Here is a 17,860-nt window from a genome sequence, read left to right as displayed (position 1 = left end):
GGCCGCCCTTGGCCAAGGATTAACTCCCCCGCCCGGTCCCGCAGTTGCCCGGCCTGCGGGTCCGCCGATTCTGCGGATTCCACCCGCCCTGGAGAGGCGAAGCGAGAAATGGATTCAGAAAGGCATACGTTGGTGAGGGAAGACCTCATGAAGGCGACCAGAGGGCTGCTCGTCGAATGGGATGCCGCACGACGGAAACGGCGCGGCTCGCCGCCGCCGCCGCCCTATCGCGGGAGGAGAACCGGTCATGACCGCACTGCCCATCGGGTCGTACGTCGTGGAGATCCGCACCGGGCGGGTCGGGAGGGTCATGGGGCACGAAGGGCCCTACGTCCAGATCCGCCCGCTGGGCGGCGGACGCGAGTGGGACGTGGAGCCGGACGGGGTCCGCGAGGCGACCTCGGCCGAGCGGCTCAGCGCCGCCACGGCCCACGTCAACGCCCGAAGTCGCGGCGAGGTGCCCTGACGGCCCGGGGGCCTCCTCCCGTACGCGAGAATGGGCCCATGAGTCTGTTCCGCGACGACGGCATCGTGCTGCGCACCCAGAAGCTGGGTGAAGCGGACCGCATCATCACCCTCCTCACACGCGGTCACGGACGCGTACGCGCCGTGGCGCGGGGCGTCCGGCGCACCAAGTCGAAGTTCGGCGCGCGACTCGAACCCTTCTCGCACGTGGACGTGCAGTTCTTCGCGCGGGGCAGCGAGCTGATCGGGCGCGGACTGCCGCTCTGCACCCAGAGCGAGACCATCGCCCCGTACGGTGGCGGAATCGTCACCGACTACGCCCGTTACACCGCCGGCACCGCCATGCTGGAGACGGCCGAACGGTTCACCGACCACGAGGGCGAGCCCGCCGTGCAGCAGTACCTGCTGCTCGTGGGCGGCCTGCGGACTCTCGCCCGCGCCGAGCACGCCCCCCATCTGATCCTCGACGCCTTCCTCCTCCGCTCCCTCGCCGTGAACGGCTACGCGCCCAGCTTCGACGACTGCGCGCGATGCGGGATCCACGGGCCCAACCGCTTCTTCTCGGTCGGGGCCGGCGGTGTCATCTGCGGCGACTGCCGGGTCCCCGGAAGCGTCGTACCCTCGGCGGAGGCCATCGGCCTGCTCAGCGCGCTGCTCACCGGCGACTGGGCGACGGCGGACGCATGCGAGCCGCGTCACGTCAGGGAGGGCAGCGGACTCGTTTCCGCCTATCTGCACTGGCACCTGGAGCGCGGCCTGCGCTCGCTGCGGTACGTAGAGAAGAACTAGGAGAGACCACGCCATGGCCATCGCACGACTCCTCGGGCGCCGGCGTCGGGAGTACAGGACTCCCGAGCCGCACCCGTCCGGTGCCCGCCCGCCGAAGCTCCAGCCCGAGTTCGTCCCGGAGCACGTCGCGATCGTCATGGACGGCAACGGCCGCTGGGCCAAGGAGCGCGGCCTGCCCCGCACCGAGGGGCACAAGGTCGGCGCCGAGCAGGTGCTCGACGTGCTCCAGGGCGCGATCGAGATGGGCGTGGGGGCGATCTCGCTGTACGCCTTCTCCACCGAGAACTGGAAGCGATCGCCCGAGGAGGTGCGCTTCCTCATGAACTTCAACCGCGACTTCATCCGCAAGACCCGCGACCAGCTCGACGAGCTCGGCATCCGGGTGCGCTGGGTCGGCCGGATGCCCAAGCTGTGGAAGTCGGTGGCCAAGGAGCTCCAGGTCGCGCAGGAGCAGACCAAGGACAACACCGGGCTCACCCTGTACTTCTGCATGAACTACGGCGGTCGCGCGGAACTCACGGACGCGGCGCAGGCGCTGGCCGAGGACGTGAAGGCCGGCCGCCTCGACCCCGCGAAGATCACCGAGAAGACCATCCAGAAGTACCTCTACTACCCGGACATGCCGGACGTGGACCTCTTCCTGCGGCCCAGCGGCGAGCAGCGCACCTCCAACTACCTGATCTGGCAGAGCGCGTACGCCGAGATGGTCTTCCAGGACGTGCTGTGGCCGGACTTCGACCGCCGCGACCTGTGGCGCGCCTGCGTCGAGTACGCCGAGCGCGACCGGCGCTTCGGCGGCGTCGACCCGGCCGACATGGCCGTCCTCGACAAGGCCTGACGGGCACGTCGTACGGGCCTGACACACGGACCTGACATACGAGGGGGCCCGCGCCGGAATCCTCCGGTGCGGGCCCCCTCGTATGTCAGGTCAGGTCACTTCTCCGCGCAATCCGCGCACGTGCCGAAGATCTCGACCGTGTGCGCCACGTTCACGAAGCCGTGCTCCGCGGCGATCGTCTCGGCCCACTGCTCGACCATCGGGCCCTCCACCTCGACGGCCTTGCCGCAGAGGCGGCAGACCAGGTGGTGGTGGTGGTCGCCGGTCGAGCAGCGCCGGTACACCGTCTCGCCGTCGCTCGTCCGCAGCGCGTCGACCTCGCCCGCGTCCGCGAGGGACTGGAGCGTGCGGTAGACGGTGGTGAGGCCGACCGAGTCACCGCGGTGCTTCAGCATGTCGTGCAGCTCCTGAGCGCTGCGGAACTCGTCCACCTCGTTCAGCGCCGCCGACACGGCGGCCCGCTGCTTGGTCGAGCGCCCTCGTACGGGGGGTCCTGCCGTCACCACGGGGGCCTCCTAGAATGCTTGTCTGCCCCGCCATTCTGCCAGTCCCCCGTGTCACTCCGAGCTGACCGGCTCAGACCTTCACGTCGTCCGTCGGCCGCCGGGTCCCCGGAACCGGTGCGTCACAGCTCTCCGCGCCCGCCTCGGCGGCCCGCGCCCGTCGTCTCGCGAGCGGCGTGGCCAGGAAGGTGAGGAGGACGAAGACCCCGATCGCGTACAGCACGATCGTCGCGCCGGGCGGCACGTCCTGGTAGTACGAGGTGACCGTGCCCGCCAGGGTGACCGTGACGCCGGTCGCCACCGCGAGGACGAAGGTCGCCCGGAAGGACTTCGACAGCTGCTGGGCCGCCGCCACCGGCACCACCATGAGCGCGCTGACGAGCAGCAGGCCGACGACCCGCATGGCGACCGTGACGGTCACCGCGGCCGTGACCGCGATCAGCAGGTTCAGGGCGCGCACCGGGAGGCCGGTGACCCGGGCGAACTCCTCGTCCTGGCTGACCGCGAAGAGCTGGCGGCGCAGGCCGACCGTGACGAGGACCACGAAGGCGGCCAGGACGCCGATCGCGATGATGTCCTCGGACGAGACCGTGGAGAGCGAGCCGAAGAGGTACGAGGTCAGGTTGGCGTTGGAGCCGGTCGTCGAGAGGCTGGTCAGCATGACGCCGCCTGCCATGCCGCCGTAGAAGAGCAGCGCGAGCGCGAGGTCGCCGCGGGTCTTCCCGTACGCCCTGATCAGCTCCATCGCGACCGAGCCGACGACGGCGACGGCGGTCGCCATCCACACCGGGCTGGAGTTCAGGAGGAAGCCGAGTCCGACGCCGGTCATGGCGACATGGCCGATGCCGTCGCCCATCAGCGCCTGGCGGCGCTGGACGAGGTAGACGCCGACGGCGGGGGCGGTGATGCCGACGAGCACGGCGGCGAGGAGCGCGCGCTGCATGAAGGGGAGCTGCAGGATTTCCATGATCAGGTCAGCAATCCGGTACGGATCGGCTCGTCGGCCGCGTGGGGGTGGACGTGGTCGTGCCCCGGCAGCGCGTGCTGGCCGAGGGCCTCGGGCGGCGGTCCGTCGTGGACGACACAGCCGTCACGGAGGACGACCGCGCGGTCGATCAGCGGCTCCAGGGGACCCAGCTCGTGCAGGACGAGGAGGACGGAGGTGCCGCCCGCGACCTGCTCGCGGAGGGTCGACGCCAGGATCTCCTGGCTCGCGAGGTCGACGCCGGCCATCGGCTCGTCCATGATCAGGAGTTCGGGTTCGGAGGCGAGCGCGCGGGCGATCAGGACCCGCTGGTGCTGGCCGCCCGAGAGTGCGGAGACGGAGTCCCCGGCGCGGTCGGCGAGGCCGACGAGGTCGATGGCCCGCTCGACGGCTGCCCGGTCCTGCTTCGTCGACCAGCCGAACCTGCGGCGGGAGAGCCGGCCGGAGGAGACGACCTCGCGGACGGTGGCGGGGACGCCGCTGGCGGCGGTGGTGCGCTGCGGTACGTAGCCGACGCGGGCCCAGTCGCGGAACCGCTTCCGCTCCGTGCCGAACAGCTCGATCGTGCCGCCGGTCAGCGGCACCTGGCCGATGACGGCGCGGACGGCGGTGGACTTGCCGGAGCCGTTGGCGCCGAGCAGGGCGACGACCTCACCGCGGCGGACGGTGAGGTCGACGCCGCGGAGGACGGGCCGGGCGCCGAGGGCCGCGGAGGCACCGCGGACGGAGATGACGGATTCCGGTTCCGGGGCCGCCGGTGTCTGGGCTGCCATGGCTCGTACCTCCTGCTGTGCGGTGATCACTTGGCGCCGAGGGCCTTCTGCAGCGCGGTCAGGTTGGACCGCATGACCTCGATGTAGTCATCGCCCTCGGAGGTGTCCGTGATTCCCTCCAGCGGGTCGAGCACGTCGGTCTTCAGACCGGTGTCGGAGGCGAGGGTCCTGGCGGTCCTGTCGCTCGCGAGGGTCTCGAAGAAGACGGTGGTGACCTTGTCCTGCTTCGCGATGTCCTGGAGTTCCTTGATCCGGGCGGGGCTCGGCTCGGACTCGGGGTCGACGCCGGAGATGCCCTCCTGGTCCAGGCCGTACCGCTCGGCGAGGTAGCCGAAGGCGGAGTGGGTGGTGATGAAGGTCTTCGTCGCGGTGTTCTTCAGGCCGGTCTCGAAGGCGGTGTCGAGGTCGCCGAGCTTCTTCACCAGCGCGTCGGTGTTCTTCTCGTAGTCGGCGGCGTGGTCCGGGTCGGCCTTCTCCAGGGCGCTGCCGACACCCTTGGCGACCTCGGCGTACTTCACGGGGTCGAGCCAGACGTGCGGGTCGGCTCCGGCCTCGGAGGCGTGGTCGTGACCTTCCTCCCCGGCGGCGTGCTCCTCGCCCTCGTGGGCGGGCTCCTCGTGCGCGTGGCCCTCGTGGCCGGCGCCGGTGCCGTGCGCCTCCAGCTTCGTGAGGGTGGCGGCGTCGACCGTGTTCTCGACGCCGGCCTGGGCGATGGCCTCGTCGACGGCGGGCTGGATGCCCTTGAGGTAGAGGACGACGTCGGCCTCGCCGAGCTCGCCGATCTGCTTCGGCTTGAGCTCCAGGTCGTGGGGTTCGACGCCGGGCTTGGTGAGCGTGTTGACGGCCACGTGGCCGCCGCCTATCTGCTCGGCCAGGTACTGCATGGGGTAGAAGGACGCCACCACGTCCAGCTTGCCGCCGCTTCCCCCGTCGGCGGCGTCGGAGCTTCCGGCGCAGGCGGAGAGGGAGACGAGGCCGAGCGCGACGGCTCCGGCGAGGGCGGTGCTGGGTATGAGGCGACGTACGTTCATGACACTCATTTTCAACAAAACTGGAAACGATTGTCAATTGTCGTACATGTGGCGCCGCCCACGCGACCCCCGACCAGGCCCTCGCGCGATCCCCGCACCGAACCGATTTGATACGGGGGGTGCGGGCGCCGGTAACCTGTGGCATTCGCACTTCGTCGTCGTAATGAAGAGAGCACCGTGGCCGCCGACAAGATCGACACCATCGTCAGCCTGAGCAAGCGCCGTGGCTTCGTCTACCCGTGCAGCGAGATCTACGGCGGCCAGCGAGCCGCCTGGGACTACGGACCGCTGGGTGTCGAACTCAAGGAGAACATCAAGCGCCAGTGGTGGCGTTACATGGTCACCGCGCGCGAGGACGTCGTCGGCATCGACTCGTCGGTCATCCTGGCCACGGAGGTCTGGGAGGCGTCGGGTCACGTCGCCACCTTCACCGACCCGCTGACCGAGTGCACCTCCTGCCACAAGCGCTTCCGCGCCGACCACCTGGAGGAGGCGTACGAGGAGAAGCACGGCCGTCCCCCCGAGAACGGCTTCGCCGACCTCAACTGCCCCAACTGCGGCAACAAGGGCACCTTCACCGAGCCCAAGCAGTTCTCCGGCCTGCTCTCCACGCACCTCGGCCCGACCCAGGACACCGGCTCCGTCGCCTACCTGCGTCCCGAGACCGCCCAGGGCATCTTCACCAACTTCGGCCAGGTCCTGCAGACCTCGCGCAAGAAGCCGCCGTTCGGCATCGCGCAGATGGGCAAGTCCTTCCGGAACGAGATTACTCCGGGCAACTTCATCTTCCGCACCCGCGAGTTCGAGCAGATGGAGATGGAGTTCTTCGTCAAGCCGGGCGAGGACGAGCAGTGGCAGGAATACTGGATGGAGCAGCGCTGGAACTGGTACACCGGCCTGGGTCTCCGTGAGGAGAACATGCGCTGGTTCGAGCACCCGAAGGAGAAGCTCTCCCACTACTCGAAGCGCACCGCCGACATCGAGTACCGCTTCTCGTTCGGCGGCAGCGAGTGGGGCGAGCTGGAGGGCGTCGCCAACCGCACCGACTACGACCTGGCCGCGCACTCCAAGGCCTCGGGCGCCAACCTGACCTACCTGGACCAGGAGTCCGGCGAGCGCTGGACGCCGTTCGTCATCGAGCCCGCCGCCGGTGTCGGCCGCGCGATGCTGGCCTTCCTCCTCGACGCGTACACCGAGGACGAGGCGCCGAACGCCAAGGGCGTCATGGAGAAGCGCACCGTCCTGCGCCTCGACCCGCGCCTGGCCCCGATCAAGGTCGCGGTCCTGCCGCTCTCGCGCAACCCGCAGCTCTCCCCGAAGGCCAAGGGCCTCGCGGCGGACCTGCGCCAGAACTGGAACATCGAGTTCGACGACGCCGGCGCCATCGGCCGCCGCTACCGCCGCCAGGACGAGATCGGCACCCCGTTCTGCGTCACCGTCGACTTCGACACCCTCGACGACAACGCGGTGACCGTCCGCGAGCGCGACACCATGAAGCAGGAGCGCGTCTCCCTCGACCAGATCCAGAGCTACCTGGGCAGCCGTCTGCTGGGCTGCTGACCCCGGTCGTACGCACCCGGCGAAGCCCCCGGTTCCGGAACTCGGAACCGGGGGCTTCCCCGTACGGGCCGGGCCCGCGGTGCGCGCCGCGCGGGGGAGACGACCGTCGCGGCGCAAAAGGACGTGCCGGGGGAGGGCGTGCCGGGGTAGCGTCCCCCGCATGTCCTCGTTCTTCCAGATCTACGAGTGAGCGCCGGCCCCGGCTGATCGAGCTCCACCACCGCCCACCTCACTGACGGGAGAACCCCATGGCCAAGCGCAACAACCTCCTCGGCGTCGGCGGACAGCGCAAGAAGCTGTCCCGCGCCGACCAGCACGGCGCCGTCCAGGGCGGCAGCGCCGCCCGCCGCACGGCCGACGAGAAGAAGCAGGAGCTCCTGCAGAAGATGCGCGAACGCGCCCAGGGAGCCGAGAACACCGACACCGACACCGCCGAAGCCGGCGAGGCCGGTCGGAAGTAGTCACCACCGCAGGACGGAGGGCCCGGGGCGCGCGCCGCCCCGGGCCCTTCACCGTCACCGGCCGGTCACGGCGTGCGCGGCCGGTCACTCCGCCGTACGCGAGGGGTTTCCCCGCCGTCCGCGTCCGGCCGGTCCGCGTCCGGCCGGTCCGCGTCCGCCCGGTTCCTCCGCCGTCGGTGCCCGCTACCCCACCGTCCTCGGCAGCCGCAGGGACAGTGCCGCCGTCAGCAGGATCAGGGCCAGTTGGACCAGGAGCGTCACCGTCAGGGCCGTGCCCGAGGTCGTCGGGGCCGAGGCGGTCAGGCTCAGGAAGAGTGAGCCGAGGGTGGCGACGCCGAGGGCCAGGGCCGACTGCTGGGCCGTCACCATGACGCCGCTGCCCACCCCCGCCCGCTCCGGCGGGACCTCGGAGAGCACCACCCGGAACAGCACCGGCAGCTGGAGGCCCTGGCCGAGGCCCGCGATCGCCATGCCGGGGAGCAGCAGCCAGACGGACAGGTCGGGCCAGGCGCGCCGGACCGTCACCGCGAGCAGCCCGATGCCGAGGGCCTGGACCAGACCGCCCGCCGCCACCACGCGCGTGCCCCAGCGCCGGACGAGGCGGGGACCCGCGAGCGAGGCTCCGAAGAAGGCCACCGCCATCGGGGCGAGCGCGAGGCCCGAGACCACCGCGCTCAGTCCCAGGCCCTGCTGGAGGGCCACCGCGATCACGAACACGAAACCGCCGAAACCCATCGCGAGCGGCACGATCAGGACGAGCCCGCGCCGCAGCGAGACCAGGTCGAGCAGGCTCGGCGGGATCAGAGGGGTCCGGCCCGCGAGGTCCGCCCGCAGCTCCACCCGCCAGAACGTCCACACCGCGCACGGGAACACGGCCAGGGCGATCCAGGTCCACAGCGGCCAGCCGGCCGCCCTTCCCTCGGTCAGGGGGACGAGCAGGGCGAGCAGCGCCAGGCCGAGCAGCAGGGTGCCCGACACGTCCACCGGCGCGGGGCGCTCGGACCGGGTCTCCGGGACGGTACGGAGGGCGAGGACCAGGCCCGCCGCCGCCACCGGCACGTTCACCAGGAACACCGCCCGCCAGCCGGAGCCCGCGAGGTCGGCGCTGACGAGCACCCCGCCCAGGATCTGGCCCACCATCATGGAGAGGCCCACGGTCGCCCCGTACAGGCTGAGCGCCTTGGCCCGCCGGGGACCCGACGTCGAGGCGTGGATGGTGGCGAGGACCTGCGGGAGCATCAGCGCCGCCGCGGCGCCCTGCGCCACCCGGGCCGCGACCAGCGTCCAGGCGTCCGGCGCGAGGCCGCAGGCGAGGGAGGTCAGCCCGAAGGCCGCCATGCCGGCGAGGAAGAGCCGCCGACGGCCGAAGAGGTCGCCGAGCCGGCCGCCGAGGACGAGCAGCACGGCGTACGACAGGCCGTATCCGGCGACGACCAGTTCGAGCAGGGCGGGACCCGCGGCGAGGTCGTGGTCGATGGACGGCAGGGCGACGTTGACGACGGAGAAGTCGATCAGCGGAAGGGAGGCGCCGAGCAGGACGGTGAACAGGCCGAGCGGGCCGAGTGCCGGCCCGATGGGGGCCACGGCCGGGGCAGTGGCCCGGGGAGAAGCGGAGGTCGAGGTCACGCCTGCGACGATCCACCGCCGCTCAGCCTGGTACCAGAGCGTCCTTATCCTGGTACGAGCAGTACCTGGCAACGGGCTGCCCGCCCCGGCACCCTGAAGCCGTCGTACGGATCGGGCCGGCCTCCCGGTCCGGCCTGATCGACATGACACCTTCGGGAGCGTGACCACCGCGATGACCGCCGAACCCGAGACGCGACGGCACGAGCTCGCCGCCTTCCTGCGCAGCCGGCGCGAGCGCATCACCCCCGAGCAGGTCGGCCTGCCCCGGGGGCGCCGCCGCCGCACCCCCGGCCTGCGCCGCGAGGAGGTCGCCCACCTCTCCGCCGTCGGCGTCACCTGGTACACCTGGCTGGAGCAGGCCCGGGACATCCAGGTCTCCCCGCAGGTCCTCGACGCCCTCGCCGGCGCGCTGCTTCTCGACCCGACCGAGCGCAGCCACCTGTTCGCCCTCGCGGGACAGCCCGACCCGCACCCCGGCGCGCCCTCCCCGGCGGTCACCCCCGCGCTGCGGGCGCTCCTGGAGCAGCTGGAGCCCGTCCCCGCCGCCGTCCAGAACAGCCGGTTCGACTTCCTCGCCCACAACCGGACCTTCGGGCGCCTCTTCCGCGACCTGGACGCCCTGCCCCGCGAGGACCGCAACTCCCTCTGGCTCGCCTTCACCGACGACGACTTCCGGGCCGCGGCCACCGATCTGCCGGAGCTCCTGCCCCTCCTCGCCGGGAAGCTCCGCGCCTCCATGGCCGATCACCTGGCCGAGCCCGCCTGGAGGGCGCTCGTACGGCGGCTCGAAGAGGCCTCGGCGGAGTTCCGCGAGATCTGGGCCCGGCACGACGTGGTCGCCCCGGGCGGGCGCACCAAAATCGTCCGCAACGCGCACGTGGGCCTGCTCAGGTTCGAGCACACCAACCTCTGGCTCGGCCCGACCGCCGGACCTCACCTGGTCACCTACGTCCCCGTCGACGACGAGACCAGGGCCGGCGTGGAACGGCTCCTGGACATCGTCGTCCGCGAGCAGGCGGGCCCCCCGGCTGTGAGCTCGGCCATGCGTGGGCCGTACGGCTGACGGAAGTCTCCCGGGGTGCGGGACAATGGGGCCCATGACCGCGTTCACCCCTCTCGCCATCGGCCCGCACATCGTGCAGCCCCCGGTGGTGCTCGCCCCCATGGCCGGCATCACCAACGCCCCCTTCCGTACCCTCTGCCGCGAGTTCAGCGGCGGCAAGGGGCTGTTCGTGAGCGAGATGATCACGACGCGCGCCCTGGTCGAGCGCAACGAGAAGACGATGCAGCTCATCCGCTTCGACGCGACGGAGCAGCCGCGCTCGATCCAGCTGTACGGGGTGGACCCCGTGACGGTCGGCAAGGCCGTGCGGATGATCGTCGACGAGGACCTGGCCGACCACATCGACCTGAACTTCGGCTGCCCGGTCCCCAAGGTGACGCGGAAGGGCGGCGGCTCGGCCCTGCCCTACAAGCGGCCGCTGCTGCGGGCGATCCTGAACGAGGCCGTGACGGGCGCGGGCGACCTGCCGGTCACGATGAAGATGCGCAAGGGCATCGACGACGACCACATCACGTATCTGGACGCGGGCCGGATCGCGGTCGAGGAGGGCGTCACGGCGATCGCCCTGCACGGCAGGACCGCCGCCCAGCACTACGGAGGCACCGCCGACTGGGACGCGATCGCGCGCCTCAAGGAGCACGTGCCGGAGATCCCGGTGCTCGGCAACGGCGACATCTGGTCGGCCGACGACGCCCTGCGGATGATGCGCGAGACGGGCTGCGACGGTGTGGTCGTCGGGCGCGGCTGCCTCGGCCGGCCGTGGCTGTTCGCGGACCTGGTGGCGGGCTTCGAGGGCACCGGTGCCTACGCCCAGCCCGGTCTGCGGGAGGTCGCGGACGCGATGGTGCGGCACGCGCGACTGCTCGGTGAGTGGCTGGGTGACGAGGCACGCGGTGTCATCGACTTCCGCAAGCACGTGGCCTGGTACCTGAAGGGCTTCGCGGTGGGTTCCGAGATGCGCAAGAAGCTGGCGGTCACCTCGTCGCTGGACGAGCTGCGCGCTCAGTTGAGCGAGCTGGACCTGGATCAGCCGTGGCCGGCGGGTGCGGACGGCCCTCGGGGCCGTACGTCCGGAAACAACCGGGTTGTCCTGCCGGACGGCTGGTTGAAGGACCCTTACGACTGCGCGGGAGTCAGTGAGGACGCCGAGCTGGACACGTCCGGCGGCTGAGATTCGGTCTTTCCGGGGGAGTGATCCTCGCCACCCTTGAGGGGGTGGGTGCTCAGATGAGCAGGTTACGGAAGGCTGTACTGCCTGAAAGGGTGGCACCCGGTGCCACCCTTTCAGCGTTCAAGACTTGAACGCAAGTGCTCGAATGTGCGCTCAGATGAGCTGCTTGCCTCTGTTTTCGGTCATCCCGCCTTCGGGGCGTAAAAGCGGAAGCTACTTCTCGGTTACTTTCGAAGTGCTGGCGGACGGGTGGTTAAGGCCACGTGACCGCTAGGCGTACCTCCCCAGAAGCCTTCGATCTGGGTATGTTCCTCGCCGTCAGGGCAGCCAACCGAGTCATCGAGGAGTCGGGACCCGTGTCGGAAAACAATGATCAGAAGTTCGTGTACGACTTCACCGAGGGCAACAGGGACCTGAAGGACCTGCTCGGTGGCAAGGGCGCGAACCTGGCCGAGATGACCAACCTCGGTCTGCCGGTCCCCCCCGGGTTCACGATCACCACCGAGGCGTGCAAGGTCTACCTCGAGAGCGGCTCGGAGCCCGTGGCGCTCCGCGACGAGGTGTCCGCCCACCTCGACGCTCTCGAACGGAAGATGGGCAAGAAGCTCGGCCAGGCCGACGACCCGCTGCTCGTCTCCGTCCGCTCGGGCGCCAAGTTCTCCATGCCGGGCATGATGGACACGGTCCTCAACATCGGTCTCTCCGACGAGTCCGTCGTCGGCCTCGCCCGCCAGGCCGACAACGAGCGCTTCGCCTGGGACTCGTACCGGCGGCTCATCCAGATGTTCGGCAAGACCGTCCTCGGTGTCGACGGCGAGCTCTTCGAGGACGCCCTCGACGAGGTCAAGGCCGCGAAGAAGGTCGCCAGCGACACCGACCTCGACGCCGCCGACCTGAAGAAGGTCGTCAAGCAGTTCAAGAAGATCGTGAAGACCGACACCGGCCGCGACTTCCCCCAGGACCCGCGTGAGCAGATGGACCTCGCCATCGAGGCCGTCTTCAACTCCTGGAACACCGACCGCGCGAAGCTGTACCGCCGTCAGGAGCGCATCCCCGGCGACCTCGGCACCGCCGTCAACGTCTGCTCGATGGTCTTCGGCAACCTCGGCCCGGACTCCGGCACCGGCGTCGCCTTCACCCGCGACCCCGCCTCCGGCCACCAGGGCGTCTACGGCGACTACCTGCAGAACGCGCAGGGCGAGGACGTCGTCGCCGGCATCCGCAACACCGTGCCGCTGGCCGACCTCGAGTCGATCGACAAGACGTCCTACGACCAGCTGATGCACATCATGGAGACGCTGGAGACCCACTACAAGGATCTCTGCGACATCGAGTTCACCATCGAGCGCGGCCAGCTCTGGATGCTCCAGACCCGGGTCGGCAAGCGCACCGCCGGTGCCGCCTTCCGCATCGCCACGCAGCTCGTGGACCAGGGTCTGATCGACGAGGCCGAGGCGCTCCAGCGCGTCACCGGCGCGCAGCTGGCCCAGCTGATGTTCCCCAAGTTCGACGAGAACGCGAAGGTCGACCAGATCGGGCGCGGTATCGCCGCCTCCCCGGGTGCCGCCGTCGGCAAGGCCGTCTTCGACTCGTACACCGCCGTCAAGTGGTCCCGGTCGGGCGAGAAGGTCATCCTGATCCGCCGCGAGACCAACCCGGACGACCTGGACGGCATGATCGCCGCCGAGGGCATCCTCACCTCCCGCGGCGGCAAGACCTCGCACGCCGCCGTCGTCGCCCGCGGCATGGGCAAGACCTGTGTCTGCGGCGCCGAGGAACTCGAGGTCGACACCAAGCGCCGCCGGATGACCACCTCGGACGGCCAGGTCGTCGAGGAGGGTGACGTCGTCTCCATCGACGGCTCCACCGGCAAGGTCTACCTCGGTGAGGTACCGGTCGTACCGTCGCCGGTCGTCGAGTACTTCGAGGGCCGGATGCACGCCGGCGCCGACGACGCCGACGAGCTCGTCGCCGCCGTCCACCGGATCATGGCCTACGCGGACCGCGTCCGCCGCCTCCGGGTCCGCGCCAACGCCGACAACGCCGAGGACGCCAACCGCGCCCGCCGCTTCGGCGCCCAGGGCATCGGCCTCTGCCGCACCGAGCACATGTTCCTCGGCGAGCGCCGCCAGTTCGTCGAGCGGCTGATCCTCGCGGACACCGACGCCGAGCGCGACCAGGCCCTGGAAGCCCTGCTGCCGCTCCAGCAGACGGACTTCGTCGAGCTGTTCGAGGCCATGGACGGGCTGCCCGTCACGGTCCGGCTGCTCGACCCGCCGCTGCACGAGTTCCTGCCCGACATCACCGAGCTCTCGGTACGCGTCGCCCTCGCGGAGTCCCGCAAGGAGCCGCACGAGAACGACCTGCGCCTGCTCCAGGCCGTCCACCGGCTGCACGAGCAGAACCCGATGCTGGGTCTGCGCGGTGTCCGTCTCGGCCTGGTCATCCCCGGCCTGTTCACCATGCAGGTCCGGGCGATCGCGGAGGCCGCGGCGCAGCGCATCGACGCCAAGGGCGACCCGCGCGTCGAGATCATGATCCCGCTCGTCGGCACCGTCCAGGAGCTGGAGATCGTCCGCGAGGAGGCCGAGCAGGTCATCGCGGAGGTCCAGGCCCGTACCGGTGTGGAGCTGAAGCTGGCGCTCGGCACCATGATCGAGCTGCCGCGAGCCGCCGTGACCGCGGGCCAGATCGCCGAGGCCGCCGAGTTCTTCTCCTTCGGCACCAACGACCTGACCCAGACGGTGTGGGGCTTCTCCCGCGACGACGTGGAGGCCTCGTTCTTCACCGCGTACCTGGAGAAGGGCATCTTCGGCGTCAGCCCGTTCGAGACCATCGACAAGGACGGTGTCGGCGCGCTCGTGCGCAGCGCCGTCGAGGCCGGCCGGGCCACCCGCCCCGACATCAAGCTCGGTGTCTGCGGTGAGCACGGCGGCGACCCGGAGTCGGTGCACTTCTTCCACGAGGTGGGCCTCGACTACGTCTCCTGCTCGCCCTTCCGGATCCCGGTGGCACGCCTGGAGGCAGGTCGCGCGGCGGCCGGGTCCAAGGGCAGCGACAGCCGCTGACCCCGCATGCCCCCGGTTCGGGAGTGGCGGTCGGGCCCTCCTGAACCGGGGTTCAGGAACGGTCGCGGATCCTGCTGAACCCCCGTTCAGCAGGGGATTCACCGGAACCACCGGGGCCGCCGTCGGTCATCTCCCACCCTCACCGGCGGGCGGCGGCTCCGGCACCAAGAGAGACGGGACGGACACCTTTGTGCGGAGGTGTCCGTCCCGTCGTTTTGATTTTGGGCGGACGTGAGTTCTCGTTCAATTGGGCCCGATTGAATTATTGGCCGTTGAACTTTCCCGTTTCTTCGGCAAAGAACGGAGCGGGCGCGGCCTCCGGATCCCCACCCGGAGGCCGCGCCCTTTACCGATGCCGGGCAGGTGAGCCGCAACCCTCGCCGACCGCCGCCGGACGGGCAAAGCCCCCCACGGTCTCCACCACGTCACCTCGGTCCTGAAGGTTTCCTGCCCGACCCGCACAGCTTTTCGTTTCCGCCCCGATTGCCGCGATGCTTTTCAACTGTGGCTGAAACACCCTGGTAACGTGCAGTGATGCTGTGCATACTCGTTGTCGGGGGTGGTTGCGAGTGCACAGGTGGGGACGTCATGCTGCGGATTCATTTCACCGGAAACGACCTGGCGGGGGTGCGGACGGCAGCCCGGCCGGACGTTCTGTGGGAAACGATTCTGAGCTTTCACCGTTTAAGGGACCGGCGCGGCTCCGTCGTCTACGGAGAATGGCGCTCCGAAACCAGGATGCGGCTGAGCGGTGAGACCCGGCTGCTCGCCGCGCTCGTCCCCAGCCGCGGCTATTTCCCCGACTTCCTGACGCCCGCCGAGGGCGTCCACGGACTCGACGAGGGCCTCCAGGCGATCCGTGCGACCGACGCCGGACGGCTGCGCGCCGAGCTCTCGCTGCTCGCCGCGGACCGGTCGGGCGGCCGGACCGTCCCCCACTCGCTCCGTGCCCTCGCCGACGGTGGCGCGGAGCCCTTCGACCGGCTCGTGGGGGCCCTGCGGAGCTATCACCGGGCGGCGGTCGAGCCGTACTGGCCGCACATCAGGGCCCGGGTCGAGGCCGACCGCGCGTGTCGCGGCCGGGCGCTCCTGGACGGCGGCGCGGACGAACTCCTCGCCTCGCTGCCGCCGATGCTGCGCTGGCGCGCGCCCGTCCTGGAGGCCGACTACCCGGTCGACCGGGACGTCCACCTCGACGGGCGGGGGCTGCTGCTCCAGCCCTCGTACTTCTGCCGGGGGACCCCGGTCGTGCTGCGTGACCCCGCGCTGCCGCCGGTCCTCGTCTACCCCGTCACCCACGGCGAGGCGCCGACCGTACGGGCCCCGGGCGGCTCCTCGCTCGCCAAGCTCGTCGGCCAGACCCGCTCCACCGTCCTGCACGCCATCGGCGACGGCGGTACGACCAGCGAGCTGGCCCGCAGGGCCGGGGTGTCGCTCGCCTCGGCCAGTCAGCACGCGGGCGTCCTGCGCGAGGCCGGGCTGATCGCGACCCTGCGCCACGGCAACGCGGTCCTGCACACGCTCACGCCGCTGGGCGCCGCCCTGCTCGGCGGCGCCCACCGGACGGTGGACATGCGGTGCTACGCGCGGAACGGGCCCGTCACCTCGTAGGTGATGCCGCCGGAGGAGCTGCCGCTCGTGCCCCGCTGGCTGGAGAAGTACAGCCGCTTGCCGTCGGGGGAGAAGGCGGGGCCGCAGATCTCGGAGGAGGACTGGCCGGTGATCCGCAGGAACGGCGCGACGACGTCGTCCGGGGTGATGACGCAGATCTCCATGTTGCCGCCGTCCTCGGCGACGAACAGGTCGCCGGAGGAGGTGCCGGTGACGTTGTCGACACCGGTGAGCGGGGCGCCGCCGCCGGAGACGAGCGAGTCGTCGTAGGCCAGCTCGTAGGTGCCGGCGGCGAGGTTGACCTGCCAGACCCGGTTGTCGCCCTTGGTGGTGAACCAGACGGTGTCGTTCGCGTAGTAGCAGCCCTCGCCGCCGCTGAAGCGCTTGGCGCCGGAGACCTGGTTGCGGGTAGTGGTCGGGGAGCCGTCCGGGTCCGGCACGTTCTGCCAGGTGAACGTGCCGGAGGTGCCCGTGCCGGCCTTGAAGACCTGGAGGGTGCCGGAGGAGAGGTCGCCCCAGGTGGTCGGGAGGAACCGGTAGAAGCAGCCGTCCGTCTCGTCCTCGGTCAGGTAGATCGCCTTGCGGACCGGGTCGGCCGCGGCGGCCTCGTGCTTGAACCGGCCCATCGCGTCGCGGCGGTAGCTGGTGCCGCCCCACGGGTTCGACTCGTAGACGTAGCCGAGGGAGACCTCCTCGCAGGAGAGCCAGGTGTTCCACGGGGTGGCGCCGCCCGCGCAGTTCTGCCGGGTGTTGGAGAGGATGCGGTAGGCGCCGGTGACGGTGCCCGCCGAGTTGAACTTCACCGCGCTCGCGCCGCCGCCCGGGTTGATCTCCGAGTTGGACACGTAGATCCAGCCGGTGCCGTCGACGAAACAGGCGCCGCCGTCGGGGGCGTTGTGCCAGGTGTACGAGGTGCCGGCCACGGTCTGGCCGGACCGGGCGATGATCCGGCTGGTGAACCCGGCGGGCAGCTGGATGCCGTTGGCGTTCGCCGCACCGAGCGCCCCGTAGGGGCCGGCGCCGGGCTGGGCGGGGGCGGCGAAGGCCGCGCCGTGCCACAGGCTGCCGCCGAAGGCGGCGGCCGACGTGCCGATGACCGCTCCACGCAGGAAACTGCGTCGCTCCACGTCTCACTCCTGAGAAGGGTGGTGAACCGCCCCGCCACGCCGGTCGGCGGCGGGGTCGCGCTTCCGGAACCTAGGAGTACGGAGTTGACTGTGCATCAACAAGCGGTGAAGGGGAAGCGGCGGGTACGGGGCGGGTGGAGCACCCGTCGGGATCCCGCCACGGACGTCGACGCGAGGACCTTCGGCACTTGGGGAGCCGGGCGCCCGCGGGGACACTGGGGGCATGCGTGCCACCCGGGACATCAGTGACCGCGACGACCTCGACGTACTGCTGCGCCGCTTCTACACGGCGGCCTTCGCCGACCCGCTCATCGGGCCCTTCTTCACCGAGATCGCCGGCACCGACCTGGAGGCCCACCTGCCCCGGATCACCGACTTCTGGGAGCGGGCCCTCCTCCGTACCGCCGCCTACGGGCGTGACGCCTTCGCCCCGCACGCGGCCCTCCACTCCGCGCGCCCTCTCACCGCCGCCCACTTCGGCCGCTGGGTCCAGCTCTGGCACGCCACCGTCGACGGCCTCCACACCGGGCCGCGGGCCGAGCGGGCCAAGGAGCAGGGCGAGCGGATCGCCCTCGCCCTGCTGCGACGGCTCGGCGGGCCGGGGGCGCGGACCGGCGGCGGCAGCGGGGGATTCGTCCCCCTGGCGGCACTGCGGCTGCGCTCGGTGGTCTGAGCGGGAGAATCGTCGGACGGGAGGAATCATTCGAGGAATCGCCGGGGGAGCGATGAGTTCCGGGCGGGGCGCCCGTCCTCCCTGTGACAAGCGCCGGAACGCGTCGAGCGAGCCGG

The 17,860-nt window shown here is 70.8% G+C and carries 16 protein-coding genes; 10 read left to right on the top strand and 6 right to left on the bottom strand.

What is annotated here, in order from left to right; all coding sequences use genetic code 11:
• Positions 1 to 247 precede the first annotated feature (247 nt).
• From ABZ567_RS03355 to ABZ567_RS03345, 3 genes are read left to right on the top strand one after another with little or no spacing between them, the layout of a single operon-like run.
• Positions 248 to 466 carry a hypothetical protein gene (locus tag ABZ567_RS03355; protein WP_360784103.1) on the top strand — a complete coding sequence of 73 codons (219 nt, stop codon included), beginning with the start codon at positions 248 to 250 and terminating at the stop codon, positions 464 to 466.
• Positions 467 to 504: 38 nt separating this feature from the next.
• On the top strand, positions 505 to 1,254 hold the full coding sequence (gene recO / locus ABZ567_RS03350) for a DNA repair protein RecO (protein ID WP_360784101.1): 750 nt from the start codon (positions 505 to 507) through the stop codon (positions 1,252 to 1,254).
• 13 nt (positions 1,255 to 1,267) lie between these two features.
• Complete coding sequence (locus tag ABZ567_RS03345) at positions 1,268 to 2,092, top strand: isoprenyl transferase (RefSeq protein WP_360784098.1); 825 nt, start codon at positions 1,268 to 1,270, stop codon at positions 2,090 to 2,092.
• A gap of 95 nt (positions 2,093 to 2,187) precedes the next feature.
• Here ABZ567_RS03345 and ABZ567_RS03340 read toward each other — a convergent pair whose 3' ends face one another.
• The 4 genes from ABZ567_RS03340 to ABZ567_RS03325 all read right to left on the bottom strand — a co-directional run bounded on the left by ABZ567_RS03340 (position 2,188) and on the right by ABZ567_RS03325 (position 5,384).
• Positions 2,188 to 2,598, bottom strand: a complete 411-nt coding sequence (locus ABZ567_RS03340; protein ID WP_360784095.1) for a Fur family transcriptional regulator — start codon at positions 2,596 to 2,598, stop codon at positions 2,188 to 2,190.
• A gap of 70 nt (positions 2,599 to 2,668) precedes the next feature.
• Positions 2,669 to 3,562: a metal ABC transporter permease gene (locus ABZ567_RS03335; protein ID WP_360784092.1), complete on the bottom strand. Its 894-nt coding sequence runs from the start codon at positions 3,560 to 3,562 to the stop codon at positions 2,669 to 2,671.
• A gap of 2 nt (positions 3,563 to 3,564) precedes the next feature.
• Positions 3,565 to 4,353, bottom strand: a complete 789-nt coding sequence (locus tag ABZ567_RS03330; protein WP_360784089.1) for a metal ABC transporter ATP-binding protein — start codon at positions 4,351 to 4,353, stop codon at positions 3,565 to 3,567.
• A gap of 26 nt (positions 4,354 to 4,379) precedes the next feature.
• On the bottom strand, positions 4,380 to 5,384 hold the full coding sequence (locus tag ABZ567_RS03325; protein WP_360784086.1) for a metal ABC transporter substrate-binding protein: 1,005 nt from the start codon (positions 5,382 to 5,384) through the stop codon (positions 4,380 to 4,382).
• Positions 5,385 to 5,561: 177 nt separating this feature from the next.
• On the opposite strand from ABZ567_RS03325, the gene ABZ567_RS03320 reads away from it, so the two are divergent.
• Positions 5,562 to 6,944: a glycine--tRNA ligase gene (locus ABZ567_RS03320; protein WP_360784083.1), complete on the top strand. Its 1,383-nt coding sequence runs from the start codon at positions 5,562 to 5,564 to the stop codon at positions 6,942 to 6,944.
• 248 nt (positions 6,945 to 7,192) lie between these two features.
• Entirely contained in the window at positions 7,193 to 7,405 is a 213-nt protein-coding gene (locus ABZ567_RS03315; protein ID WP_360784080.1) for a DUF6243 family protein, read from the top strand.
• 183 nt (positions 7,406 to 7,588) lie between these two features.
• On the opposite strand, the gene ABZ567_RS03310 is transcribed toward ABZ567_RS03315, so the two are convergent.
• Positions 7,589 to 8,989, bottom strand: coding sequence for an MFS transporter (locus tag ABZ567_RS03310; protein ID WP_360784077.1), 1,401 nt, complete (start codon positions 8,987 to 8,989; stop codon positions 7,589 to 7,591).
• 214 nt (positions 8,990 to 9,203) lie between these two features.
• On the opposite strand from ABZ567_RS03310, the gene ABZ567_RS03305 reads away from it, so the two are divergent.
• From ABZ567_RS03305 to ABZ567_RS03290, 4 genes are all read left to right on the top strand, one after another.
• Positions 9,204 to 10,094 (top strand): helix-turn-helix domain-containing protein, encoded by an 891-nt coding sequence (locus ABZ567_RS03305; protein WP_360785017.1) that lies wholly within the window; start codon positions 9,204 to 9,206, stop codon positions 10,092 to 10,094.
• A 34-nt stretch (positions 10,095 to 10,128) separates the two neighbouring features.
• Positions 10,129 to 11,265, top strand: a complete 1,137-nt coding sequence (gene dusB, locus ABZ567_RS03300; RefSeq protein WP_360784074.1) for a tRNA dihydrouridine synthase DusB — start codon at positions 10,129 to 10,131, stop codon at positions 11,263 to 11,265.
• A 356-nt stretch (positions 11,266 to 11,621) separates the two neighbouring features.
• Positions 11,622 to 14,333, top strand: coding sequence for a pyruvate, phosphate dikinase (gene ppdK / locus ABZ567_RS03295; protein WP_360784072.1), 2,712 nt, complete (start codon positions 11,622 to 11,624; stop codon positions 14,331 to 14,333).
• Between the two features lie 588 nt (positions 14,334 to 14,921).
• Entirely contained in the window at positions 14,922 to 15,944 is a 1,023-nt protein-coding gene (locus ABZ567_RS03290; protein WP_360784068.1) for a winged helix-turn-helix domain-containing protein, read from the top strand.
• Here the strand turns inward: ABZ567_RS03290 and ABZ567_RS03285 are convergent.
• On the bottom strand, positions 15,914 to 17,071 hold the full coding sequence (locus ABZ567_RS03285) for an alkaline phosphatase PhoX (RefSeq protein ID WP_360784065.1): 1,158 nt from the start codon (positions 17,069 to 17,071) through the stop codon (positions 15,914 to 15,916). The genes ABZ567_RS03290 and ABZ567_RS03285 overlap by 31 nt on opposite strands.
• A 223-nt stretch (positions 17,072 to 17,294) precedes the next feature.
• Between ABZ567_RS03285 and ABZ567_RS03280 the strand changes: the two genes are divergently transcribed.
• Entirely contained in the window at positions 17,295 to 17,744 is a 450-nt protein-coding gene (locus tag ABZ567_RS03280) for a group III truncated hemoglobin (RefSeq protein WP_360784062.1), read from the top strand.
• Positions 17,745 to 17,860: the final 116 nt, after the last annotated feature.

It is taken from the genome of Streptomyces sp. NPDC016459, assembly GCF_040632845.1.
Lineage (GTDB): Bacteria > Actinomycetota > Actinomycetes > Streptomycetales > Streptomycetaceae > Streptomyces.
This window is presented reverse-complemented; position numbering and strand designations above follow the sequence as displayed.

Excerpts from the sequence above, each read along its gene's own strand:
- ABZ567_RS03305 (WP_360785017.1), top strand. The coding sequence starts at position 9,204 with ATGACCGCCGAACCCGAGACGCGACGGCACGAGCTCGCCGCCTTCCTG.
- ABZ567_RS03355 (WP_360784103.1), top strand. The coding sequence starts at position 248 with ATGACCGCACTGCCCATCGGGTCGTACGTCGTGGAGATCCGCACCGGG.
- ABZ567_RS03335 (WP_360784092.1), bottom strand. The coding sequence starts at position 3,562 with ATGGAAATCCTGCAGCTCCCCTTCATGCAGCGCGCGCTCCTCGCCGCC.
- ABZ567_RS03290 (WP_360784068.1), top strand. The coding sequence starts at position 14,922 with ATGCTGCGGATTCATTTCACCGGAAACGACCTGGCGGGGGTGCGGACG.
- ABZ567_RS03315 (WP_360784080.1), top strand. The coding sequence starts at position 7,193 with ATGGCCAAGCGCAACAACCTCCTCGGCGTCGGCGGACAGCGCAAGAAG.
- recO (WP_360784101.1), top strand. The coding sequence starts at position 505 with ATGAGTCTGTTCCGCGACGACGGCATCGTGCTGCGCACCCAGAAGCTG.
- dusB (WP_360784074.1), top strand. The coding sequence starts at position 10,129 with ATGACCGCGTTCACCCCTCTCGCCATCGGCCCGCACATCGTGCAGCCC.
- ABZ567_RS03280 (WP_360784062.1), top strand. The coding sequence starts at position 17,295 with ATGCGTGCCACCCGGGACATCAGTGACCGCGACGACCTCGACGTACTG.
- ABZ567_RS03330 (WP_360784089.1), bottom strand. The coding sequence starts at position 4,353 with ATGGCAGCCCAGACACCGGCGGCCCCGGAACCGGAATCCGTCATCTCC.
- ABZ567_RS03325 (WP_360784086.1), bottom strand. The coding sequence starts at position 5,384 with ATGAACGTACGTCGCCTCATACCCAGCACCGCCCTCGCCGGAGCCGTC.
- ABZ567_RS03345 (WP_360784098.1), top strand. The coding sequence starts at position 1,268 with ATGGCCATCGCACGACTCCTCGGGCGCCGGCGTCGGGAGTACAGGACT.